We start from the raw sequence: 23,412 nt of genomic DNA on the forward strand, positions 1-23,412 counted from the left end.
GGAAATTCGTAATCTTAAGACCCTAGGGTCTTATCAAACTGTCATCGACACTCTCAGGGTGTCGATAGATTTTAAGGAGAATCTCAATGATCAAATCACTGTCAAAAGCTGTTCTTTTAACAGCAGTTTTTTTGCTTGCTTTCGGAACTTCTGTTTTTGCTTCAGGAGCTCAGGAAACCGCGGATGAAGGTATTGTACTTTCAACTTATCTGCAGATCGATCCTGCCAACCCACAGCAGGCTGGGTATGTAGAAATGCAGGCCGCCTTTGAAGCAAGCAGACCCGATATCACCTTCCAGCATGAATATGCAACAGGTGAAGCCTTTCACCAGAAATTTCAGGCTATGGTTGCTTCCCGTGAACTACCCGATGTTTTCACCACATATATCGGAAAGAGAACAGCCTATGTAACCGAGACAGGAAATGCAATGGATCTGAATGAGTATCTGACTGATGATTTTAAAAATCAGTTCAGTGCCGCTACCTGGGAAGCACAGGGCCCCAATGGTGAGATCTATACAATTGCTCCTTCAATGGCAGTTTGTCACTCAATGTATGTGAACACAACTCTCCTTGACGAACTCGGACTGGATATACCTGAAACTTATGAAGAACTTCTAGCTCAGGTAGAACCAATCCGTGCAGCCGGTTACTACCCCGTTTCCATGGGTAACAAAGATCAGTGGGTCGTAAACTCCTGGCTCTTAAGTGCCTTTGTAGACAGAATGGGCGGAAAAGAGTGGTTCAGCAAAGCCATGGTTGGTGATGCAAGTTTCACAGAACCTCCCTTTGTAAAATCTCTTGGATTTGTCAGCGAAATGGTAGAGAAAAATGTTTTCTCCCCCGGTGTTAACCAGATGTCCAACACCGAAGCGGACCAGGAATTCTATCAGCAGAAATCTGTATACCTGATTGATGCCGGATGGAGAACTTCCGCAATGGTTACATCTCTTCCTCAGGAACAGCAGGATGCTATCGAAATGATCGTATTCCCCGCACTCCCCGGAGAAGTATCACCCAATTCAAGTGCAGCTGTACTGTCTGAAGGTTTCGGTATCAACTCTAAACTTTCCGGTACTCCAGAAGGTCAGGCAGCCTTTGACTTTATCGCTTACTACACCGGTAAAGAGGGTTCTGAAATCAGACTGAGCACCGGCGAAATTCCCACATTCAAACTGGATTACTCCGGTATGGATCTGCCCGGTCTTCAGATGAAATACGCCCAGTTCCAGCAGGATCATCCCATGGGTTATGTTATTGATTCCAAAATGGACGGAGAGGGCATGGGTCTTCTTAATCCTGATATTCAGGCCATGATGTTCGGTAATATTACTCCCGCTGAAGTTGCAGAACGCTACGAAGCATGGGTTGTAGAAAACGATTCTAACCGAATGAAATAAGGGTATTGAGATAATGGTAGAAAGTTCCTATAAAAGATTCAGTTACTATTTGTTACTATTACCGGCTTTGATTCTCTATCTTTCTATCATTCTCTTTCCTATCGGAATGAGCTCGGTTCTTTCACTGACAAAGTGGAAGAACTTCCAGATGGTGGGATTCATAGGATTGGGGAATTATGTAAAATTGTTTGCCGATCCCGGATTCCTCCGGGCTCTATGGAACAATGTCCAGATCATGCTGATCTCCGTTTTGGGGCAGATTCCCCTGGGCATTATTCTGGCTTATGTCCTTTACAGAAAATTCGTAAAGGGTTTTAAGTTTTATGAGATGATGATCTTTATGCCCATCACCATTTCATCGGTTGTGGTTGCCCTATTGTGGAACCGCATTTTTTCTCCTGTAGGTATTTACACCTACTTTGTGAAATGGCTGACAGGAAATCCGGACTATGTCATGAGGATTTCCGAGAGTCCCTATTTTGCCATGGTTCCCCTCCTTTTTGTTCTTCTGTGGATGCACACAAGCCTCTATATGGTCATGTTTCTGGCCAATATGCAGCGTATTCCGAAGTCATCACTGGAGGCGGCGAAAATGGATGGTGCCAGCGAGTCTGTAATTCTCTGGCGAATTGTTCTTCCTGCTCTAGCCAATGTTATTTTCACAAGTTCAATCTTTGCTATTTCAGGAAGTCTGAAGAGCTTTGACCTTGTCTTTGCCATGACAGGAGGAGGTCCGGTGGATTATACAAATGTGATGTCCATCTACCTCTACAAACATACTTTTACCTACAACAATTACGGATATGGTTCTGCTGTTTCTCTGGTAATTGTAATTCTCAGTGTCGGACTTATAAGTCTGGGCCGTGCCTTATACGGTCAATTTCAAAAGAAATTTGATTAGGAGCCTGAAGTAATGGATACACTTAATGAAATCCCCAGGGGATGGAAAATCTTTGCTCAGGTTTTTCTGATTCTCTTTACAATGATGACCCTTCTTCCTCTTGTCTGGATGCTTTATTCATCCTTCAAGCTACAGGGAGAAATAATGCTCTACCCCATGTCTCTACCAAAAGAGCCTACAGTGCAGAATTATCTGAAGGCCTGGAACATAGGACATATGGGTAGCTCTTTTATCAACTCTGTCATCTATGCCGGCATCTCAACGGCACTGACAGTCTTTCTGGCTGTTGCGGCCTCTTTTTCCCTGACAAAGTTCGGGTATAAAAGTTCGAAAGTTTATTTTTCCATCTTTACTCTGGGGCTGTTGGTTACTGTCAATTCTGTTATAGCACCCCTTTTTATTATGGAGACAAGAATCGGTCTGTATAATACCAGGATCGGGGTTATACTTCCCTACATTACCTTCGGACTGCCTATGGCTATTCTGCTGGCCAGTTCTTATATCAAGGGGATTCCCGATTCACTGATCGAGGCGGCCATTATCGACGGGGCCAACTATCTTCAGATATTCTGGCGCATCATACTTGTACTTTCTACACCCGTAGTAGCCACCATTGCCATTCTCTCTTTTTTGAGAAACTGGAATGAGTTTGTATTAGTCTTTATTCTGACATCCGGTGATCATATGAGGAGCCTTCCGGTTTCCATCAATTCCTTTGCCGGACGTCTTAATCAGGATTACGGAATGCAGTTTGCCGCTCTGACAATCGGCACTCTTCCCATGATTATGTTCTATATCGGAGCACACAATATGATAATTAAAGGTTTCGGCGAGGGAGCCCTTAAGGAGTAATTTATGAATTATAAACTTGAAGTCTGTCTTGACTCAGCAGAATCTGCTGTCATTGCAGATAAGGCGGGAGCCGATAGAGTCGAACTGTGTGAAAACCTTTTCGGCGGGGGTACTACACCCAGTGCAGGAACCATAAAGATAACAAGAGAAGCTGTAGGACTGGGACTCCATGTCATAATCCGTCCCCGTTCCGGTGATTTCTGTTATACGGATACAGAGTTTAAGGTAATGCTTGAAGATGTCAGATACTGCCGTGAACAGGGCGTTGACGGTGTGGTTATCGGTGTCCTTAATGAAGACGGAACTGTCGATAAAGAGCGGAATGCCGCCCTTATCAAAGAAGCCGGAACCATGAGTATCACCTTTCATCGTGCCTTTGATGTAACATCAGATCCTTACCAGGCACTGGAAGATATTATCGAGCTGGGATGTCACCGTATTCTTACCTCAGGGCAGGAAGCTTCAGTTCTTGAGGGATCCGACCTTATTCGTGATATAATAAAAAAAGCCGGTGAGCGTATCATCATTATGCCCGGCGGTGATATCACAGAACGAAAATTGCAGAAAGTCATAAAAGAGACGGGCGCCTCAGAATTTCATATCTATCTGGATATGGAAAAAGAGAGTGTAATGAAACATTGCCCGGATTATGTTTATATGGGCGGTCTCCTCAGAAAACCTGAGTTTATGAACAGTTACAGCAGCTCTTCCCGCATCGCTACTGTTCTCTCAACCCTGCATAAATAATAAGACTTAGGCAGTAACAGGAGAATCCTTTGAAGATCGTCGGGAACAGCCTTTTCCAGAAAGCAGCAAATTCGGCACTTATTCTGAATTATCTGCGGACCCATACTTCATGTTCAAGGCAACAGATGGCAGAGAAGCTTGGTCTTCAGCCTTCAACGGTCAGCTACATTGTTAATCGCCTTATAAAGGCGAAACTGGTTGAAGAGATAAAGGCTCCTGTTCCTAAGACAAAGGGGAGCGGGAGAAGGCCTATACAGGTTCAGCTGATTCCAGAATTCGGTTATGTTATCGGCCTGGACCTCCAGGTCGACTATTACTGTACCGTCGTCTGTGATGTTTCAGGGCGGGTTTTGAAATCCAGTAAAAAAGAGTATATTAGCGGAAAGCATGATTTTAAGAGTCTGCTTATTCAGTCCGTTGAGGATGTCCGGAAAACTCTTGATCCCCATATCCCGGTTCTGGGAATGGGGCTGGCTATTCCGGGTGTTGTCAACAGGCAGACATCCTTTGTGAAGGACAGCTGGACTCATAATTTGAAGAACAGCAGTCTGCTGGAGTTTCTGGATGAGACTTTTCCCTTTCCCGTTGTTATAGAAAATGATGCCAACTGCTGTGCACAGAATATTCTATGGAATCATCCGGACAATGAGTCGGATTCATTCATCTATCTTCTTTCCCGTTTTCATCAGAGAAATATGGTTCCTGAGAATCTTCCTTCAATAGGTGTCGGTCTTGGACTGGTACTGAATGGAGAACTCTATAATGGTGTCTCAGATGAAGCCGGAGAGTATCAGAGTATTCTGTATACAAAGGAGCGTCAGCTGAAATGGCAGCTCTCTCTTTCGGAAGAAGAGATGGACCGTGCACTTGTAGACAGTGATGTTCAGAAAGATATTCTGGAAGAGCTGATGGGGAATATGACTCTGATTCTCAAAATCCTGAATCCAAGGGCTTTGTATATTGGAGGAGATCTTGCCAGCAACAGTGAAGAAATCTGGAATATCCTCCGAAGCGAATTTAGTGAAAATCTATATGCTCTTGAGAAAAAGAACTGTACTATGAAGGTCGTGAATGATGGGGTTTATGATCCTGCCAGGGGTGCTGCAGCCTGCATGCTCAGTGAACTCTATGCCATACCTCAGGTCGGAAACGGCCAGCAGGACAAGAAAAAATGGAATACACTTTTAAGCAATGTAGTTGAAGTAAACCCTTAAGCCTTTCAGCCATAAAGGGTAAAACATCAGAGTGATAGTATTCACTTTAGCAGAATAGAAGGAAATCAGAATGAAACGAATTTTAACAGCCAGCCTGCACCATGAGTCCAACACCTTTAATCCGATAATTACAGGACGGGAAGATTTTTCCATTCAATACGGATCGGAACTTTTCTCAGTCCTCAATGATGATGACAGTATAAGCGGAGTCGTCCATACTCTTCAGAATGCGGGATACGAGATGGTTCCAACTGTCTGTGCCAGGGCCGTACCCAATGGAGTCGTATCAAAGGATCTCTATCTGGAACTGAAAGAGGAAATACTGAAGAGAGCCCGTGCCGCTGTTGCGGAAGCTCCCATTGATGCTCTTTGTCTCTCTCTTCATGGATCAATGAGAATTGAAGAGATAGGTGAGGCCGAAGGTGATCTTCTGGAGGCTCTCAGAGAGATCTTTCCGGATCAGCCTCTTTTCTCCTCTCTTGATATGCATACAACCTTTTCAAAAAGAATGCATGACTGTGCCGATGGCTATGTAGGTTATAAATGTGCCCCCCATATAGACTGTTATGAGACAGGAGAACATGCAGCGCGCCTGACAATCGCTGCTCTTGAGGAGGGTGTTAAAACATCTTCCGCCTGGGTAAAGATTCCTTTTCTGGTGGCAGGTGAAAAATCCGAAACCACCACTGAACCTATGAAGACCCTGATCTCCGCTCTCCGGGAGAGTGAGAAGAAGGAGAAGGTTCTGGCCGCAAACTATCTGATGGGATTCCCCTGGGCGGACAGCGCGGACAGCGGTGTTTCAGTTCTGGTTATTACAGATAATGATAAGAGCCTGGCAAAAAAAGAGGCAGCAAGACTGGCAGATCTTTTCTGGTCTTATAGAGATGAATTCAGTTTTCATACAGAGACATACTCCATGGAGGAGTCCCTGGTAACAGCGTTTAAAGCTGTGGACGAGGGGCCGACTCCTATCTATATATCTGATTCCGGGGACAATCCAACCGCCGGTTCTTCAGGGGATTGCACGAATTTCCTTAAGCTGATCACTTCTAATAAGAAAACAGGGCTCCTGGATCATCCCATAATATATGGCGGTTTTTTTGATCCTGATTCTGTTGAAAAGTGTAGAAAGATGGTAGGCATGACAATTGAACTGAATGTAGGTGCCGCCTTTGATACGGTAACCACTTCACCCCTTAAACTCAGTGGAAAGGTTAAGTCATTTATTAACGAATGGGGTGTCTACAAGAGTGATCTTGCACTGTTTTCAACGGGTGGTGTAGATATTGTCCTTACATCAAAACATATCGGATTTGTAGATCCCGCGATGTTCCGTGATCTTGGTGATGATCCCGCAAATGCACAGATTGTTGTGTGTAAGCTGGGTTATCTGACGGCGGCACAGCGGACTGTTTCAAAGCGTTCCATTATGGCCCTGTCCGAGGGGAGCAGCAATGAAGATCTGAACGGACTGCCCTATAAACTGGTTCCCAGACCGATCTTTCCCCTGGATAGTGATTTTGAGTATAAGGCTGCTGATAATCTTTATCTGAAATAGAACTCTATACATCAATCCGGGGAGCATTCTCCCCGGCATCAACCATCCTTCGGATTAAAATCTCAGAAAGCTCCTCTCTGACACCCTTGTGTTCTGTAGAGTCTGCAAGATTATTCAGTTCATGAGGGTCTTTCTCCAGGTCATAAAGAAAATCTGATTCATATGACTCTGAGGAACTCAGCTTCCACCCGTTCTTCTTTGGAGCTTTTACAGAGTATTTCCATTTCGAGGTTCTGATTCCCCGTCCGACCTGGGATTCACTGATCTGATAAAATACTTCTTCCGGCCATGGCTTTTCTGATTTTGCACTGTTTGTCAGTTCAGAGAGAGGACGCCCTGCCATATGACCAGGGACTTTCCGGCCTGCTGCATTCAGCAGGGTAGGGGGCAGATCAATAAGGCTGACAAGTTCATCCATCCTTTTCCCACCCTTAAATCCGGGCCCCATAATTACTAAAGGGATATGGATGCTGGCATCATGGCATGAGCGTTTGTATTCACTATTTCTGGTTTTAAAATGGGAGCCGTGATCACTGGTATACACAATAAGAGTGTCCTCTGACATTCCCAGTTCATTGAGTCTTGATCTGATTCTTCCAAGGTTTTCATCCAGACTGTTGATGCATCCCAGGTAGTCGGGGTAGGAGCGTTTCCAGTTTCCTCTTTTTCCAGCCAGATCATCTGGAATATTGAAGTCCTTAAATCGTTTTTTTGAACCCTTTGGTCCCTCATAGGAGAATCTGTCATTCTGGTGATGGGGCTCAATATAGGAGAGAAACAGTATAAAGGGATTCTCTTCATTCTTTTGGCTGTCCAGATATTCCAGAGCCCAGTCAGTCTGTGTATCGACCCTGTATCGGCCCTTTGGAAATATCTTTTTATTTCCCTGAGTATCAAACATATGTCCGCCATATCCCCTTGAGGTGAATTCCAGCACATCCGAAGCTATCCAGTGCTGGTCCCAGCCTCCCCGGAGTTCAGGGGGGACAGCCTTTTTTTCATAGTGCAGCCCTTCTTTATCATCTGAAGCCAAATGCCACTTTCCGATATAAGCTGTGTTATACCCTTCTTCACTGAAGTGGTGGGCAATCGTTTTTTCATTTGAGGGAAGTCGGATACCATTGCGGTAGCATCCCAGTTCTGTGGCCCATTTTCCTGTCTGAAGGCAGGCTCTGGCAGGGCCGCATACAGGCTGGCATGTAAAGGCATTTTCAAAAAGAACCCCCTCTGATGCCATTTGATCCAGATGAGGTGTTATGGGATCTTTCTGACCGTAACAGCCGCATGTATCCCAGCGCTGCTGGTCTACAAAAAAGAAGACAATGTTGGGTTTCTTGTTCATTTTTCTACCAGAAATTCCTGAAATGATTTTCCATGCTGATCACGCAGATCAACTTTGAGGGAGGCTGCATCAGCATCTACCCGTACCACCACAAAATTTTCAGTCCCCTCAATATGACCACCCCCGATTATTAAGGAAAAGGAAACTTCATCATTTGGTTCATGTATCTTCCAGCGATGAGTGTGGCCGCTGAGCATGAGATCCAGATTTCCATCACTCAGTATTGACGTCCAGGTATTCTGGTACCCGAGATTCTCAGCTTTGTATTCACCTTCTTCCTCATCCAGAGCAAACTGATTCAGCGGGATATGGGAGAACGCAATTCTCCAGGAGGCATCCTGCCACTCTTTTCTCTGTACTGTCTCTTTAAGCCAGAGGGTCTCCTCTTTTCTGTACTCATCAAAGGCCACCATGCCGCTGTACTCTTTATGATGGTCTTCCTTATCCTCTCCCGAATCAATGGCCAGCATCGCGACCGGGCCATGGGCAAATGAGAAGTAGTATTTATCCTCAGGCAGGGCAATGTAGTCTCTTAAGCTTCTTGCCAGAATCCCTCTTGTTTCATGGTTTCCACGTATAAAGATAAAAGGAGTTTCTGAGGCAAAGTGTTTGCTTACAGGCTTTATCAGGCTGTTTATCAGCTGTCTTTCTCCATTGAGATCGTTGAAGTAATCACCATTGAGTACTACAAAATCGACAGGATCAGTCTTGAGCTCCTCAGCTATATCCCCCCAGTATTCATGACGTTCATGAAGGTCATTGATAACAAGGAATGATATGTTCTCTGCTCTCCTGTTGAGAGTCCGGAATTTAAAGTCTTCACTGACAACAGTCTTTCCAAAGAGAACACTGTAAGGAAAAAACTTCTTAATTTCTTTTGAGACAACTCTGTAGGGATATTCCTTCCCCGATTCCAATCCAGTGAGTTCCACCTTCTGGATCTTCTCATTCATATCAATGAGACCATCATGCTGAGGGTAGGCTTTATATTCAAAGTCATCACCGTATTCAACCCAGGATATTGCCTGATGGTTTGTTGTCCACATAACCGTGATGGAGTTTTCAGAGGGAATCTGCAGGTAGGGGCCGGCAGTTATTTTTATTGAACCCGGTTTTGATGCAATTATCAGTACTAAAAGAACTGTGGCTGCCAGCACTGTTTTTCTGATTTTTTGATTTTGCCAGAAGGAGAAGCGGGGGAGGAGCAGAATAACAAGAAGCAGATAAAGACCAGCTATAATTTCAGGGAGATTATTGAGGAAGTTTATCAATATGATCGACTGTTCACGGCCTAGTTCGGAGAGAAGAAGAGTTGTCATTCCAATCCAGATAATCAGGGTCAGGGGAATCGTTATACGAGTTGCAAGTTTCAGAGTCTTCTCTTCATTTCCTCTGTTCTTCATGGTTTTACTGAAAGAGCTGAAATGAAACAGCATAAGTGCCGAACTCATGATGATAACGATGATCACCCAGTTGAATTCAATTCCAAGAGCCCATGTCAGAAAACTATTTGTATCTGACCAGAAAGGCCTTATCAGGAAGAGCAGAGCCAGAAAGGCTGCGAAATAGAGGGTTGAAAAGGCGGATAATCCCAGCCATATTTTATTTTTGGTTACAGGGTTCATAAAGATATCCTTATTGTCATTTGTAATTAGTGATAGATATGCTATCAGTTATGATAGTAACATGACAAGTCAATATTCTGCAAATTAGTTTATGCAGTCTGTTTTTAACTTTTTCTGGAAGAATCCCTGAATCCATGATTGAATAGAGGTACATTATTAAATGATATCTGGGAGTTCCTCCATGCCTGTCTTGATTCTGCTGTTCATTCCTGCGCTTCTAATCCTGTTTTTTGCTTCCATTTTTCTGTTTTATCCACACTTGAATTATTCTAAAATGCCCGTGGCCAAGGGTGCTCAGGGAGATCAGTTTGAAGTAAGAAGTTTAAACGGAATACCATATCTGCTTACAAACAACCTTCCATATTCCACACATTTTGAAGAGAGCAGGAGAGCCAGACAGTCTCTGGCTGGAGAGTGGATGTTTCGAACTGATCCGGAAAACAGGGGGCTTAAGGAGTGCTGGTTCACATCCGAGAAGCCTGATGGCGAATCATCAGACTGGGAGCAGACTGCTGTTCCTTCTGTATTTAATGCGGCTTCTGGAGAGAGAACCAGCTATGCAGGTTTCTGCTGGTATAGGAAAATATTTAAAAGAGACTCCGTTCCTGAAGGCTTTTGGTCCCGGCTCTGTTTTGAGGGAGTTCTTCTTCGCTCGGAAGTCTATTTGAATGGACATAAACTATGCGAGAGGGAAGGGGGATATACTCCCTTCTTTCTGAATGCTTCTGATCATCTGAAGGTTGATGAGGACAATGTACTGGTTCTCCGGGTAGATAACCGTTCAAACTGGGAATCCATTCCCCCTCTGGCCAGAAAGGAGCATAATCCAGGCTGGCATATGTATGGCGGAATTTATCGTGATGTCTACTTTGAGACTGTTCCGGAAAACTATATCTTCAAGGCTGTTGCCCGTACTTTAAGTGATGGAGATAAAACTGTATTGGGGCTGGATGTCCTGGTGCATGCTCCCGACTCTACCTGCCGTATTGATGTAAGTCTTATAGATCCTGAAGGAAACAGCTGCGGGGGAACTCTCTTAAATGCTGAATTAGATAGTATCGATCAGGGTAAGTTATCTTCAGGAGGAGCTGTTCGAGGGGGACATTGTGACCTTATTCTGGACAATCCCCTATTCTGGAATCCGGGAGACCCGGCCCTGTACACAGTGCTTATAGAGACTGCCAGCGCTGGTCATTCTGACAGGGTTTCATTTAAAACAGGACTTAAATCTATTGAGATCGAAAATGAGAAGATACTGTTTAATGGTGAGTCACTTTTTTTAAAAGGCATCAGCAAGCATGAAGATGATCCTGAACTGGGAAGCAGCCAGACCGAAGAGAGTCTCAATCGTGATCTGGGACTTGTAGAAGAGCTTGGGGCCAACTATATAAGAACCGCCCATTATCCCCATGATGTAAGGGAAATGCTCAGTATACGGGATAGGGGATTGCTCTGCAGTGAAGAGATTCCCATGTATCAGACAGGGACAGGTTTTACAGCATGGTTTGAAGAAAAACAGTCCATCCTCCGTTTTCCGGCAAAAGTTTTCGGTATGCATCAGATGAATTATCGTCCCCTTCTGCAGAACGCACAAAAGCAGCTTATCGAGATGATAGAGCGGGATATCAATAACCCGGCCATTCTTTTCTGGAGTGCAGGGAATGAGTGCTACACTCTCTTTAAAAATGGTGGACGGGTCTTCGGCTGGTTACGTTCCGTGGCTAAGGCCTTTGATCCTTCAAGACCTGTTTCCATGGCCGAACTGACCTATGATATTCCCTTCTTTGATAATAACAGAAGGACCGGCGACCATATGGATATCATCTCCATCAATGCCTATTACGGCTGGTACTATGGAAAGCATACAGATATAGGCAGCCATCTGGACAAACTCCACTCATTGTTTCCTGATAAGCCCATTATCATGTCTGAGTTCGGTGCAGCTGCTGCTCCGGGACGCAGTGAGGCTGATGGAGTCTGGAAGGCTGACCGTGTTGCCTGGGGTAAGACTTACTCTGAAGAATATCAGGGAGAGCTTATTGAATCTTATCTGAAACAGATCATAGAGAGACCTTTTGTCAGGGGGCTCTCTCCCTGGGTACTTTCAGATTTTTATAATACATGGTTTCCTGAAAATCCAGTTCCCAATTACAATCTCAAGGGTATTACTTCAAAAGAAAGGAAGCCGAAGAGGGCTTTTCATTTTTTGAAAGATGCCTATTCCCGAATAAAATAGGCAGATCTTAAGTTCTTTATTTTGAATTGCGAGTAGTTACTCGCAATATTCCTTGACAGATCGCATTTCAGGGGGTTATATGGATATAGTGAGACATATGTCTCACTATAAGACATCTGTATCAGGAAAAGACATGAGTACCATTGAGTTCAGGGAAAAGGAAAGAGAAGAAAACAAAGATAAACGCCAAAATATAATTCTGATGGCAGGGATGGACCTTTTCCTGGAACAGGGACTGGCAGAGGTAAATATGAAGGATGTTGCCAGGAAGGCCGCTGTAAGCCGGGCAACCCTTTACCGCTACTATTCTTCCAAGGAAGATCTTGCTCTTGCCATCGAACATCATCTGTATCTGGATGTTCTGGTTCCGAAATTCAGTCCCGGGATTCTGAGCTTTTCAGGAAACGGATATGAAAAAATTGAAAACTACCTTATGACCTTTATAGGGATTATAGAGATGCATCCTGAAATTTTCAAACTCTCCGGCGCCATGGATCACTATTTCAATTACAGACAGAGACCCGAAGATGTAGCCCGGAAAATGAAGACCATATTTCAGGATGATCCCACAGTGGAGTTTTTGAAGTCTGCACTCCAGGAGGGCATGGATGATGGAAGTCTGCAACCGGGGCTGAACCTGAGGCTCACAGCCTATACTATCGACCAGACTATAATCAGCCTGGGTCAGCGGATCGCCTCCCGTAAGGAAGAGATGACTTTTGAGTTTAACCTGGAATCCCCCGAGGATATGGTAATGGTTTTTGCCAGGACAATGCTGGCAGGACTGAAGAAGGACTCTCTCTGATGCCTGATAAACCTGCATCCGTAAATCTGCTGTTCAAGACACATCTTGATCTTGGTTTTACGGCTTCCGCTTCAAAGGTGCTGGACCAGTATATGATGCATTTTATTCCCCGGGCGGTAGAGACCTCCCATCGACTGAGATCATCCGGTGGGCCCCAGCGGATGATCTGGACTACCGGGTCCTGGCTGATAAAGCAGTATCTGGAGCAGTCAGACTCTGCAGGGAGACGCCTGATGGAGCAGGCCGTTCTGGAGGGAGATATCTCCTGGCATGCTCTGCCTTTTACAACACACTCAGAACTGATGGATGAGAATCTGTTCCGCTACGGACTCAGTATCAGCAGAGACCTTGATAGGCGCTTCGGTAGAAAAACCATTGCCGCCAAGATGACAGATGTCCCGGGTCACAGCATCGCAATGGTCCCGCTCCTCGCCGAGTCAGGGATCAGGATGCTCCATGTCGGAGTGAATGCCGCATCCTCCCCACCGGATGTCCCATCCCGCTTTATCTGGCGTCATAGAGATGGTTCTGAAATCATTGTTCTTTATGACAAGGATGATTACGGTGGTGATATATTGCTGGGTGATCAGCTTTTCAAGTTTATTCATACCCATGATAACCTTGGTCCCAGTTCCTTCAGGGGCGTTCAGAGAGCGTGGCGTAGAGCTGCCTCAATATATGGCTGTGATGTGAAGGCCGCGGATCTTAATAATATGGCTTCTGCAGCTCTTCTGCTGAAGGATGAGCTGCCGGTGGTTGAACAGGAGATCGGTGACAGCTGGATTCATGGTGCTGGAAGCGATCCATATAAACTCTCGGCCTTCAGGGCATTCTCAAGAACTGTGGGGAAGATGGTGGATAAGAGAGTTGTACCTGATACTGTGATGGATGAGCTTCTCTGTATCCCTGAACATACCTGGGGGCTTGATGAGAAAGCTGCTCTTGCAGACTACTTTCACTACAGTCCGAAAGCGCTGATCTCCTTAAGACGCAGTTCAAAGTGCCGTCGCCTTGAGAATTCCTGGAAGGAACAGCGCTCCTATCTGGAAAATGCAGTGAATGCTGCTACTCCGGCCCTTGCAGAATTACTCACTCAGGATCTGAATGCTCTCAAACCTGAACGTCCAAATCTCGAAGGATACCTGGACTGTAAGCATCAATCCCTGAGTACAGAGCTTTTTGATCTGGATTTTGACAAACAAAGCGGCGCAATCTCATTTCTAAAGGATAAAGAAACCGGGCGGGTATATTGCAGTAAGGAGAAAAGACTGGGGCTTTTCTGTTATGAAACTTTCAACTCTTCGGATTACCGCCGCTTTTTAAGACAGTACCTGAAAAATCTGAAAAAACACTGGATCTGGGCTATTCCGGATTTTACTAAACCCGGCATGTTTTTGGCAGGGCCAAAGAAGATTAAAGAACATCCCCGCCTTCAGAGAATCCTGAGAAGGGAAGATTCATTTCTGCTGCAGCTTTCCATGTCTGATGCGGCTGTTCTCGGCTATGGAGCCCCGAAAGAGCTCTGGCTCAGGTATGACTTTTTGAAAGCAGATCCTTCCATCGGGATTACTCTTCATTGCCTTGATAAGAGAGCCTGCCGCCTTCCCGAGGCTTCATGGTTCTCATTTTCCTTTGATAATACAGAAGCCCTGGGCTGGCTGATGGACAAAATGGGTTCTTCTCTCTCTCCTCTTGATGTTGTGTCACGAGGAGGACGGGGGCTTCACGGGGTTTGCCGTGGAGTGGAGTTCAGAGGGAAAGAATACTCTCTGAATCTGGAGACTCTTGATGCCGCATTGACAGCCTTTGACAAACCCTCGCTGCTGGATTTTCATAACAGAATTCCAGACCCGGCAAAGGGAGTCCATTTTAATTTGCATAACAATGTATGGGGAACTAATTTTCCCATGTGGTATGAAGAGGACAGCCTCTACCGTTTCATACTCAATTTTCAAAATGAAAACAAAATCATTGCCTGTCAGAACGCAGAGGACGGATTGCAGGCCCCTGGAGAAAAAAGACTATGAGTCAGACAATTGAAAAGCTGCCCACATGGAAGATGATCATGTTCGGTATGGGCCAGATGGGCTGGTCCCTTGGAGGCTTCTCTGTAGGAGCCCTCATCAACTATTTTTATATGCCCCCGGAAACAGGGGGTGATGTTTTTCCTGCCCTTATCAATCAGGGTGCGGTTATCCTTTTTCTTACAGTTATCGGTTTATCTAATTTTGCAGGAAGAATTTTTGATGCTGTAACAGACCCTCTTATTGCCAATATGTCGGATCGTTCCCGCTTCAAATTCGGTAGACGGAGAACCTTTATGGCTATTGCTATTCTCCCTCTATCCTTCCTGTCGTATCTGGTATTCACTCCGCCGGTTCCTCATGAATCAGCTCTGAATTCAGTTTGGGTTTTTACAGTAATTATTCTTTTTTATCTGTTTATGACTATGTATGTAATCCCCTATGGTGCATTGATTCCTGAAATCGGCCATACATCAAAGGAGCGGATGCTCCTCAGTACAATCACCTCGGTGGCCTGGGCCATGGGATTCTTTATCGGGAATTCTGTTTATGTATTGAAAGGTGTCTTTGAAGGGATGGGTTATTCTCCTGTAACATCTTTCAGGATTGTTGTTGCCATGTTCTCTGTTATAGGATTCATTGCCATGCTGATGCCCATCATCTTTATTGATGAGGATCGCTACTGCAGGAAAAACAGATCCAACGATGGTGCTGTGAAAGCTCTCTTAACCTCATTACAAAATATTGATTTCAGATCACTTCTGGGCTGTCAGTTTTTCTATCAGCTTGGTAATGTCTTTCTGGAGATCGGGATTATTTACTATGTGACCATACTGATGAAACTTCCCGAAGAGCAGGCTTTTACCCTTATGGCTGCGATGTTTATTCTGAGCTTTGCCTACTATCCAATGGTTGTTAAGACCACAGGCAGGATCGGTAAGAAGAAGCTCCTGAATTTCGGCTTTGCTGTACATGCGCTTGTGTTTGCCCTGATCCCCTTTTCAGGCCTGGTACCGGGTGTTTCCTCTGCTGTATGGGGATGGACCATTATTCTCCTTGAGAGTATTCCTGTGGCCATATTCGGTATTGTTCCTACGGCATTATTAGCTGATATCGCTAAATCTGATGGAAATCGAACGGGGAGTCACAATGAGGCAATCTTTTTTGGGGCCAACAGCTTTGCCATCAAACTGGCAATGTCTGTTACCAATCTGATCTTTCCCTCTATTCTTCTTCTGGGAAGAAGTATTGATAATCCCCTGGGAGTTCGTCTCACAGCTGTAATCGCCTTTGTTTTTACACTCCTGGGTTATTTTGCTTTTAGAGGGTATCAGCAGGATAGAGTTGATCAGTATCTGGATGAAGAACTCTTACCTGCTTTAGTTACGGTCTGAGTCGGGAGATAAAATAATGCATAAATTTTTGAAAGGTATAGCCTATTTTCTTGGTGGGCTTCTTGTCATTGCTCTGGCACTTGGAATCTATCTCATTATTCCCCGTAAGGGAGTCACATCTACGGAGCTTTGGAATCATAAGGAAGCCTATAATCCCGGTGATATAGCATCTCTTTCCATGGAAGAGGGTGAGGATTTCAAGATCCTTGTGATGGCGGATATTCAGCTGGAGTCAAATCCTGTAAAAGACAGACAGGCCCTGAAGCTGATAAGGGATATGGTTGAAAAAACTGAACCGGATTTCATCATGACTGTAGGGGATAACACAACATCAATCTTCAGTGATAACAGAGCTAAATTGGTTATTAAGACTCTCAGCAGTTTTGGTATCCCCTGGGGTGTTGTTCTTGGAAATCATGATGGAGAAGGACGTGGCGACAGAGCATGGCATGGAAACCGCTATGAAGAAGCTGATAACTCTCTTTTTAAATCAGGACCATCCAATATCCATGGAGTTGGTAATTACGGTGTAAATATTAAAAGTCCTGATGGAGATATTATCTATTCACTCCTTATGATGGATTCAAACCGCTATAGGGAATATCCTGATGGGAAAGATTATGATTTTATCTATTTTGATCAGATCCAGTGGTATGAATGGATGGTAAATGGTGTTGAGAAATCACAGGGAAATCCCGTTCCCTGTATAGCCTTCTTTCATATCCCCCTGCCCGAATTCGGTCTAGCTGTAGAAGCCTTTAACGAGGGGAGTCTTGATGAGGGAAGCTTTGGAGGAGTTCGTGAGGGAGTCTTCTGTCCCCCCGTAAATTCCGGACTTTTTGACTCAATGAAGGAGCTTGGAAGCACTACCCACATCTTTAACGGACATGATCATGTTAATAGCCTCTCTGTTGACTGGGAAGGAATCAGGATGACCTATGCCCTGAAAACAGGTCCTGCCAGTTATAGTGATAAAGACCTTCAGGGTGGAACTGTCGTTACTATTCAGAGGGGGAACCATAATATTGAAGTAAAACATATAGATATGTCTAAAGGATAATTATATATCGATAAAAGATTATAGACAAAACCCTCTTATTTTGCTAATATAAATTTGATTTCAAATAAGAGGCCGACTATGGAAAAAAAGAAAATCACTATCTGCATGGGCAGCTCCTGTTTCTCAAGGGGTAATAAGGACAATCTTAAAATTATTCAGGACTATCTTAAGGAGAACGACTCAGTAGATGTTCTCCTTAAAGGTGCTCTCTGTCAGGAAAAATGCAGTCAGGGACCGGTCCTCTATCTTGGTGACACTCTACACAGCTCTGTTGACCCGGATCATCTGCCGGATCTGCTGAACAGCTATATCAATAATTGTGAGGGGGCTGAAACCTGATGAAGCTCAATCCCATATATACCGAAATAACCGAATGTCAGGATTGTTATAAATGCATCCGCCACTGTCCTGTTAAATCAATTAAAGTTGAAGACGGACATGCAAAAATCATGGAAGAGGACTGTATTCTCTGTGGAAGCTGTTACCTGGCCTGTCCCGTAGGTGCCAAGAAGATCCGTAACGATCTGCCCAGAGCTCAGAAAGCTGTTAAGGAGAGTGATAATGTTATTCTCTCCATAGCGCCCTCTTTTGTGGGTGAGATGCCTGGAATTACCCCTCAAAAAATGATACATGCTGCAAAGATGCTGGGATTCAGCGCTGTTTCTGAAACAGCGCTTGGAGCACAGGAAGTAACCAGGCATACAACCCAGGTTCTTGGATCTGCAGATAAGGGAATTTTTATCTCATCCGCCTGTCCCACTATGGTTGAGTATATACGGAAGTATAAGGCTGAATACTCTCATCATGTGAATGATCATCTATCTCCTTTACTGACTCACTGCAGTATGCTCAAGGATCTGTACGGTGAAGACTGTTCCATCATTTTTGCCGGGCCCTGTATCTCGAAAAAACGGGAAGCCGACCTGAGGGAGGATCTTCTCCATACAGCAATCAGTTTTGACGATTTAAGGATCTGGTTTAAACAGGAGGGGATAGATCTTGAATCCCTTACTCCTGATGTTGATGACAGCTTTGTTCCCCACTCTTCCTATGATGGTGCCAGCTATCCCATAGAGGGTGGAATGCTTCAAAGCCTGAGGAAGCAGCAGGTTCCCATAGAAGACAGACAGATGCTGAGCTTTTCCAATATTCATAACATGGATTCAGTCTTGGGTGATCTTGAACTTCTGGGTCAGGACTCTCCGGTCTTTCTTGAATTACTTGCCTGTGAAGGGGGTTGTATCAACGGACCTTCCTGCATCAGTAAAGCCGGTACGGCGGTCAAGAAAAAACAGCTAGCCGATTATGCGGACAGCAGAAAACTTGTAATCCCTGAATATAAGCCCTGCATCAATATTGACTTTATACGGAACATTGAGGAATCAGTCTCGGTTTCCTTTGATGAAAATGAGATAGGGAATGCTCTCCGCCGAATTGGAAAATATGAGAGTGCCGATGAAAAGAACTGCGGAGCCTGTGGCTATTCAACCTGTCGTGAGTATGCAGAAGCATGTCTGAATAATCGTGCCGAGCCGGATATGTGTGTAAGTTATCTCAAGACCCTTTCGGAGAAGAAAGCAGATGCTCTGATCAAGGCCATGCCTTCGGGAGTTGTGATTGTAGATTCCGATATGAAGATCATAGAGTGCAACAGGGCCTTTGCCACTCTCATCAATGATGAAGCTAAAGCGGCTTATGAAGTAAAACCCGGACTGAAAGGTGCCTCTCTTGAAAAGATAATTCCCTTTGCATCTGTTTTTCAGGGTGTCCTTTCCGAAGAAGCTGTACTCACCGATCAGACCTTCCATCTGGAGAATAAGGTGTTTACCGGTTCTATTTTTACTATCGAGAAGAATCAGGCTGCCGGGGGAATCTTTCAGGATGTAACCCTTCCCTGGGTTCAGAAAGACCAGGTTATCAAACAGGCTCAGAAGGTTATGGAGAACAGTATTTCCACGGTGCAGCAAATTGCCTTTCTTCTTGGGGAGAATGCGGCTCAGAGTGAAATAATGCTTAACTCCATAGTTACCTCCTTTGATCCTGAAAGGGAAGCCGAACACGATGAATAATTCATTTTTTGATGTTGGATATTACCAGGTCATGAAGAAGGGTGAGTCCGCCCCGGGGGATGCTTTTCTGACCAGGAAGGCGGAGGGAAGACAGCGGGTCATTTCGGTACTTTCGGACGGCCTGGGAAGCGGAATCCGGGCCAATGTGCTCTCTTCACTCACAGCCACAATGGCCATCCGCTCTATAGAGAATAATCTTTCTCCCCGTAAAACAGCCGAACTTATCTCAAGAACACTCCCTGTCTGCAGTATCCGTAAAATCAGTTACTCAACCTTCACCATCGTAGATGTGGATGAGAGGGGAATGGTGCAGATAGCCGAATATGATAATCCCCGTTTTGTACTTGTTCGTGACGGACGGATCGAAGAGCCCGAGTATGAAAAGTTCAGTTTTAAGACGGTTAATACCAAAAGAAATATAATCCACTCCTCACGCTTTCAGGCACAGAGCGGAGACAGGCTGGTTTTCTTTTCTGATGGTGTAACCCAGTCAGGATTGGGGATGAAAACCACTCCCCTTGGATGGGGGGATGAAGGGGCCAGAGCCTTTATTCTGAAGACCCTTGATAAGAATCCCGAACAGTCCTCAACACAGCTTGCCAGTGCCCTTGTCCGTGAGAGTCTTCGGCATGATGCCTATTCTCCCAGGGATGATATAACCTGCGGCTCTCTGTATTTCAGAAAACCCAGAAAACTGATGATCGCAACCGGACCTCCCTATGATAAAGAGAGGGATAAGAGTCTTGTCGGTATGCTCAAGGGCTTTGATGGAAAAACCATTGTCTCCGGAGGAACTACAGCCAATATTGTTGCCAGGGAACTGGCGGTGGATATTGAGGTTGATCTGAGCAGCCAAAGTAATAATATTCCTCCCTCATCCAGAATGAAGGGAATTGATTTTGTCTCGGAAGGTATTATCACCATGAGTAAGATCTCTGAATATCTGAAGACGGATCACCATATTCCTGCCACCGGTCTGGACCCGGCAGAGAGAATTATGGAAGATATGCTGGACTCCGATATCATCCAGTTTCTTGTGGGAACCAGAATCAACGAGGCTCATCAGGACCCCAATATGCCTGTTGAACTGGAGATTCGAAGGAATCTCATTAAGAATATAGCGGAGACTCTGAAGAAGGTTTATTTCAAGGATGTGATTATCAATTACATCTGAGTGTTTTCTATTTATAGTTCTATTAACCTTGTTTTGAGTTCAATGTTAAGTATGCTTTTGTATTGCTGTAGACGGAATAGTGTGTTATCGGCAGTGGTTTTCCACTGCCGTGTTAAGTAGTCATTCTTTATACAGATCGTAGAGGATGATGTGGAGATTCTCATAGTCTAACGGGTTAGACCAGGAATGATATCTCAGGGGCTACCAGGAGTTTATCCGGGTTCACCTCCCATACAACGCGCAGATACTCTGTTAGCTGCGCGATCACAGCTAACTCCAATTACAACCAGACAGACCAATCACCAAAATCAAATGTTCCACTACCATGATGCAGTTTTCCATCGCACTTTAATTGACGAAACGCTTCTCGCATCCGGACTAATATCTCAGGATGAATGTCCAGAGAATGATGGGCTGGGAATACTTTTTTCACAGGTAGTTCTGATATCCGCTCCAAAGATTTAAGGTATGCGACCGGGTCTGTAGAAGGATAATAAGCAAACAGAGTGTCCTTATATACTAAATCTCCAGTAAAAAGATGTCCCCTGGATTCTTCCCAGAAACACATATGTCCGGGTGAATGGCCAGGGGTATGAAGGACCTGAATACATCGGTCTCCAATATCTATTATGTCATTATCATTCAAGATACGTGTAGGATTGCCCTGAAAGAAGTTATATTCATTTACATTATAATTTTCTGGAAGATCGCAACGATCAATAACCATCTCTTTGATTTGGCTCATCGTCAGAGGGAATTCACCATTGAGCCAATTCAATTCATCTTTATGGGCATAAAAATCAGAGAAGTGTTCATGCCCGCCGATATGATCCCAATGAATATGCGTTGCCACTGCAGTAATTGGCTTATCTGTTAATTTGACAACTTCATCATAAATATTGCATATTCCAAGCCCTGTATCGATTAGCAGGCTTTGCTCAGAGCCATTAAGTAAGTAACAATGTGTTTCTTCCCAATGACGATATTCACTAATAATAAAACTATCTTGATCAATTCTATCTATTGTAAACCAATCCCTCATACATTACCTCTTTGATGTTAAATAGTATACAGGCTTATATTAAATCGAGTGATTATGTTATACCCAGCCCTGAGAAGATGCAATACTGTACCTGGGACTGAAATTATAGATTGGATCTGTGAATAATTTATCAAAATCTCCAGGGGAAATCAGCTTAATAGACAGAAATTGGTTTATCGGTAGATTTCAGTATGGGTGTTAAGTGGTTTCATTCTGCATATGGAATCGACCGTTTGTCAAATCAACGAATTTTTTGACGGATAGTCTTTCATTTTTTTCATTATTGTACACTTAGTTTTCGCCCATCCTATCAATATACAAGATTACATCTAACTCAATTATACTCATGTTTAGATAATTTCATAATAACTGATGAATGTGAATAATTCATTAAGATTCTGTGCAAGTCGATGGGGAATTATCAGCTGCTTTTAGCTACAGATATTTGCTTAAACGCTACTAAAAGCAACGGTAGGTACATTGTTCCTAATAATAGTCTTTGCCAAAGACCACTTAATCCGATTACTGAATATTGAAACCTCTCTTTCTCTGAGAGGATAAATAATATAAAAAATATAATGCTTATGAAAAAAAGGATAATAGAAACTATTCCAATCATGTAATTGTCGATTTTCAAAGATAGTAGTCCAATGAGGAGAGGAACAAAAGTGAAAAGAATAAATCCTACTCCAGCTCCAATTCCATGTATCTTTGATGCTAAATTTTCAATATCTTTGGTTTCAGAGACACTAAAAATTCCCGATAGAATTCCTGCACCTATTCCAAAAACCATCATTATCGTTAGTGTTGTGATAGCGAGAGATTTTGAGACTACAAAATACTCAAAATATATTTTTATTGATGATGAGCATATGATAATTCCTAAAATAACCAACCAGATATTATAAAGAAATGATACAGGGCTATTTGGATTTCCTAGAAGACTCATAACATCTTGTTTATGGTTGTACCCTGGATAAAAGAAACCTAAGAAGTAAGAAATAACAAATTCCCCGAAGATTGCTATTATCAATAGTATCCACCAGATATTTGATGCCCATATATTCATTGTAAGTCCTTTATTATTGCTATTGGTCGACAGAAATTGGTTTATCAGCAGTATCGTAACATAAGAACAAATAATGATCATCTGAATATATTTATTGTTCTCTCAGACTTATATTGCTATTATGGAAAAATGATAAATGCTTGTGGCAGAGATTGTATTTTATGTAAAACATATAAAGTAGATTGTGGAGGCTGCTATACTCATAGACCTTCACCTCCCACTTCTTTTGAAGAAGGTATGTGTCCAATCTACAAATGTGCTATGACAAAATTTAAAGAGAGAACATGTTCACCTTGCTCAGAACTTCCATGTCAAAGATATTCCTGGTGTATAGATGAAACATTTACAAAAGAAGAGAATATTAAAGATATTGAAGATCGAGTAAAACTTCTTAAGTGTCAGTAGACAGAAGGCCGGTTATCGGCAGTGGTTTTTGGGAGGAGTGTTAAGTATTTATATTGAATATCAATTTTAAAAAAATCATTCACTCACCCTATACGCAGATTCAACTTCATCTAGCATTTCCTGAATTTTCATCTTTGATAACCAGATACCTTTTGTCATGACACCTTCTATGTATCTGGTATTCTGAATATCAATTAAAGGATTCTTATTTAACAGCACCAAGTCTGCATTCTTGCCGACTTCTATTGTTCCAGCATGCTCTTCTATTCCAAGCATTTCTGCGGGTTTTACTGTCGTTGTCAACAATACCTGAAATGGTGTTAACCCTGATTCCTGCATAAGCTGAAATTCCTCATGCAGACTGATGCGCATTCCGGTGAAAGTTGCCACCTGTTCCGGACGAAAGTTGCCACTTCATAGGCATCATTCAACCTGTTAATTGTTCTTACATCAAGTGGCAACTTTCAGTCAATATTTTTTGCCCTTTTCTTC

Annotated in this window: 19 protein-coding genes; 14 read left to right on the top strand and 5 right to left on the bottom strand. The window is 43.7% G+C overall.

The features are described from left to right. The first annotated feature begins 86 nt into the window (after window positions 1-86). From DV872_RS19990 to DV872_RS20015, 6 genes are all read left to right on the top strand, one after another. On the top strand, window positions 87-1,400 hold the full coding sequence (locus tag DV872_RS19990; protein ID WP_114631735.1) for an ABC transporter substrate-binding protein: 1,314 nt from the start codon (window positions 87-89) through the stop codon (window positions 1,398-1,400). A gap of 13 nt (window positions 1,401-1,413) precedes the next feature. Then, the gene (locus tag DV872_RS19995) at window positions 1,414-2,301 is read left to right on the top strand and encodes a carbohydrate ABC transporter permease (RefSeq protein WP_114631736.1); all 888 of its coding nucleotides are present in this window, start codon (window positions 1,414-1,416) and stop codon (window positions 2,299-2,301) included. Window positions 2,302-2,313: 12 nt separating this feature from the next. Next, on the top strand, window positions 2,314-3,153 hold the full coding sequence (locus DV872_RS20000) for a carbohydrate ABC transporter permease (protein WP_114631737.1): 840 nt from the start codon (window positions 2,314-2,316) through the stop codon (window positions 3,151-3,153). A gap of 3 nt (window positions 3,154-3,156) precedes the next feature. Continuing rightward, complete coding sequence (locus DV872_RS20005) at window positions 3,157-3,900, top strand: copper homeostasis protein CutC (RefSeq protein WP_114631738.1); 744 nt, start codon at window positions 3,157-3,159, stop codon at window positions 3,898-3,900. Window positions 3,901-3,929: 29 nt separating this feature from the next. Beyond that, a complete protein-coding gene (locus DV872_RS20010; protein ID WP_114631739.1) occupies window positions 3,930-5,114 on the top strand; it encodes an ROK family transcriptional regulator in 1,185 nt (394 codons plus the stop codon). A gap of 70 nt (window positions 5,115-5,184) precedes the next feature. After that, window positions 5,185-6,675: a M81 family metallopeptidase gene (locus DV872_RS20015; protein WP_114631740.1), complete on the top strand. Its 1,491-nt coding sequence runs from the start codon at window positions 5,185-5,187 to the stop codon at window positions 6,673-6,675. Window positions 6,676-6,679: 4 nt separating this feature from the next. On the opposite strand, the gene DV872_RS20020 is transcribed toward DV872_RS20015, so the two are convergent. Continuing rightward, window positions 6,680-8,017, bottom strand: a complete 1,338-nt coding sequence (locus DV872_RS20020) for a sulfatase-like hydrolase/transferase (protein ID WP_114631741.1) — start codon at window positions 8,015-8,017, stop codon at window positions 6,680-6,682. Continuing rightward, complete coding sequence (locus DV872_RS20025; RefSeq protein WP_114631742.1) at window positions 8,014-9,642, bottom strand: FN3 domain-containing metallophosphoesterase family protein; 1,629 nt, start codon at window positions 9,640-9,642, stop codon at window positions 8,014-8,016. The genes DV872_RS20020 and DV872_RS20025 overlap by 4 nt, the downstream gene beginning before the upstream one ends. 181 nt (window positions 9,643-9,823) lie before the next feature. Between DV872_RS20025 and DV872_RS20030 the strand changes: the two genes are divergently transcribed. The 8 genes from DV872_RS20030 to DV872_RS20065 all read left to right on the top strand — a co-directional run bounded on the left by DV872_RS20030 (window position 9,824) and on the right by DV872_RS20065 (window position 20,404). Continuing rightward, window positions 9,824-11,878, top strand: coding sequence for a glycoside hydrolase family 2 protein (locus DV872_RS20030; RefSeq protein ID WP_158547076.1), 2,055 nt, complete (start codon window positions 9,824-9,826; stop codon window positions 11,876-11,878). Between the two features lie 79 nt (window positions 11,879-11,957). Next, on the top strand, window positions 11,958-12,683 hold the full coding sequence (locus DV872_RS20035) for a TetR/AcrR family transcriptional regulator (RefSeq protein ID WP_114631744.1): 726 nt from the start codon (window positions 11,958-11,960) through the stop codon (window positions 12,681-12,683). After that, window positions 12,683-14,710 (top strand): DUF5054 domain-containing protein, encoded by a 2,028-nt coding sequence (locus tag DV872_RS20040; RefSeq protein WP_114631745.1) that lies wholly within the window; start codon window positions 12,683-12,685, stop codon window positions 14,708-14,710. Before DV872_RS20035 ends, DV872_RS20040 begins: the two co-directional genes overlap by 1 nt. Next, window positions 14,707-16,101 (top strand): MFS transporter, encoded by a 1,395-nt coding sequence (locus DV872_RS20045; RefSeq protein WP_114631746.1) that lies wholly within the window; start codon window positions 14,707-14,709, stop codon window positions 16,099-16,101. Before DV872_RS20040 ends, DV872_RS20045 begins: the two co-directional genes overlap by 4 nt. 16 nt (window positions 16,102-16,117) lie before the next feature. Further along, window positions 16,118-17,161 (top strand): metallophosphoesterase, encoded by a 1,044-nt coding sequence (locus DV872_RS20050; protein ID WP_114631747.1) that lies wholly within the window; start codon window positions 16,118-16,120, stop codon window positions 17,159-17,161. 78 nt (window positions 17,162-17,239) lie between these two features. Beyond that, window positions 17,240-17,500, top strand: coding sequence for an NAD(P)H-dependent oxidoreductase subunit E (locus DV872_RS20055; protein ID WP_114631748.1), 261 nt, complete (start codon window positions 17,240-17,242; stop codon window positions 17,498-17,500). Next, the gene (locus tag DV872_RS20060; RefSeq protein WP_114631749.1) at window positions 17,500-19,230 is read left to right on the top strand and encodes a [Fe-Fe] hydrogenase large subunit C-terminal domain-containing protein; all 1,731 of its coding nucleotides are present in this window, start codon (window positions 17,500-17,502) and stop codon (window positions 19,228-19,230) included. Before DV872_RS20055 ends, DV872_RS20060 begins: the two co-directional genes overlap by 1 nt. Continuing rightward, window positions 19,223-20,404, top strand: coding sequence for a SpoIIE family protein phosphatase (locus DV872_RS20065; protein WP_114631750.1), 1,182 nt, complete (start codon window positions 19,223-19,225; stop codon window positions 20,402-20,404). The genes DV872_RS20060 and DV872_RS20065 overlap by 8 nt, the downstream gene beginning before the upstream one ends. Before the next feature lie 280 nt (window positions 20,405-20,684). Here the strand turns inward: DV872_RS20065 and DV872_RS20070 are convergent, their stop codons facing one another. From DV872_RS20070 to DV872_RS20080, 3 genes are all read right to left on the bottom strand, one after another. Continuing rightward, a complete protein-coding gene (locus tag DV872_RS20070) occupies window positions 20,685-21,446 on the bottom strand; it encodes an MBL fold metallo-hydrolase (RefSeq protein ID WP_114631751.1) in 762 nt (253 codons plus the stop codon). 421 nt (window positions 21,447-21,867) lie between these two features. Further along, the gene (locus DV872_RS20075) at window positions 21,868-22,515 is read right to left on the bottom strand and encodes a DUF998 domain-containing protein (RefSeq protein WP_158547077.1); all 648 of its coding nucleotides are present in this window, start codon (window positions 22,513-22,515) and stop codon (window positions 21,868-21,870) included. Window positions 22,516-22,995: 480 nt separating this feature from the next. Then, window positions 22,996-23,292 (bottom strand): amidohydrolase family protein, encoded by a 297-nt coding sequence (locus DV872_RS20080; protein ID WP_158547078.1) that lies wholly within the window; start codon window positions 23,290-23,292, stop codon window positions 22,996-22,998. Between the last annotated feature and the right edge of the window lie 120 nt (window positions 23,293-23,412).

This window comes from Oceanispirochaeta sp. M1, assembly GCF_003346715.1.
GTDB lineage: Bacteria > Spirochaetota > Spirochaetia > DSM-2461 > DSM-2461 > Oceanispirochaeta.

Excerpts from the sequence above, each read along its gene's own strand:
- DV872_RS20060 (WP_114631749.1), top strand. The coding sequence starts at position 17,500 with ATGAAGCTCAATCCCATATATACCGAAATAACCGAATGTCAGGATTGT.
- DV872_RS20020 (WP_114631741.1), bottom strand. The coding sequence starts at position 8,017 with ATGAACAAGAAACCCAACATTGTCTTCTTTTTTGTAGACCAGCAGCGC.
- DV872_RS20015 (WP_114631740.1), top strand. The coding sequence starts at position 5,185 with ATGAAACGAATTTTAACAGCCAGCCTGCACCATGAGTCCAACACCTTT.
- DV872_RS20055 (WP_114631748.1), top strand. The coding sequence starts at position 17,240 with ATGGAAAAAAAGAAAATCACTATCTGCATGGGCAGCTCCTGTTTCTCA.
- DV872_RS20050 (WP_114631747.1), top strand. The coding sequence starts at position 16,118 with ATGCATAAATTTTTGAAAGGTATAGCCTATTTTCTTGGTGGGCTTCTT.
- DV872_RS20025 (WP_114631742.1), bottom strand. The coding sequence starts at position 9,642 with ATGAACCCTGTAACCAAAAATAAAATATGGCTGGGATTATCCGCCTTT.
- DV872_RS20070 (WP_114631751.1), bottom strand. The coding sequence starts at position 21,446 with ATGAGGGATTGGTTTACAATAGATAGAATTGATCAAGATAGTTTTATT.
- DV872_RS19990 (WP_114631735.1), top strand. The coding sequence starts at position 87 with ATGATCAAATCACTGTCAAAAGCTGTTCTTTTAACAGCAGTTTTTTTG.
- DV872_RS20045 (WP_114631746.1), top strand. The coding sequence starts at position 14,707 with ATGAGTCAGACAATTGAAAAGCTGCCCACATGGAAGATGATCATGTTC.
- DV872_RS20030 (WP_158547076.1), top strand. The coding sequence starts at position 9,824 with ATGCCTGTCTTGATTCTGCTGTTCATTCCTGCGCTTCTAATCCTGTTT.
- DV872_RS20075 (WP_158547077.1), bottom strand. The coding sequence starts at position 22,515 with ATGAATATATGGGCATCAAATATCTGGTGGATACTATTGATAATAGCA.
- DV872_RS20035 (WP_114631744.1), top strand. The coding sequence starts at position 11,958 with ATGGATATAGTGAGACATATGTCTCACTATAAGACATCTGTATCAGGA.
- DV872_RS20040 (WP_114631745.1), top strand. The coding sequence starts at position 12,683 with ATGCCTGATAAACCTGCATCCGTAAATCTGCTGTTCAAGACACATCTT.
- DV872_RS20080 (WP_158547078.1), bottom strand. The coding sequence starts at position 23,292 with ATGCGCATCAGTCTGCATGAGGAATTTCAGCTTATGCAGGAATCAGGG.
- DV872_RS19995 (WP_114631736.1), top strand. The coding sequence starts at position 1,414 with ATGGTAGAAAGTTCCTATAAAAGATTCAGTTACTATTTGTTACTATTA.
- DV872_RS20065 (WP_114631750.1), top strand. The coding sequence starts at position 19,223 with ATGAATAATTCATTTTTTGATGTTGGATATTACCAGGTCATGAAGAAG.
- DV872_RS20000 (WP_114631737.1), top strand. The coding sequence starts at position 2,314 with ATGGATACACTTAATGAAATCCCCAGGGGATGGAAAATCTTTGCTCAG.
- DV872_RS20005 (WP_114631738.1), top strand. The coding sequence starts at position 3,157 with ATGAATTATAAACTTGAAGTCTGTCTTGACTCAGCAGAATCTGCTGTC.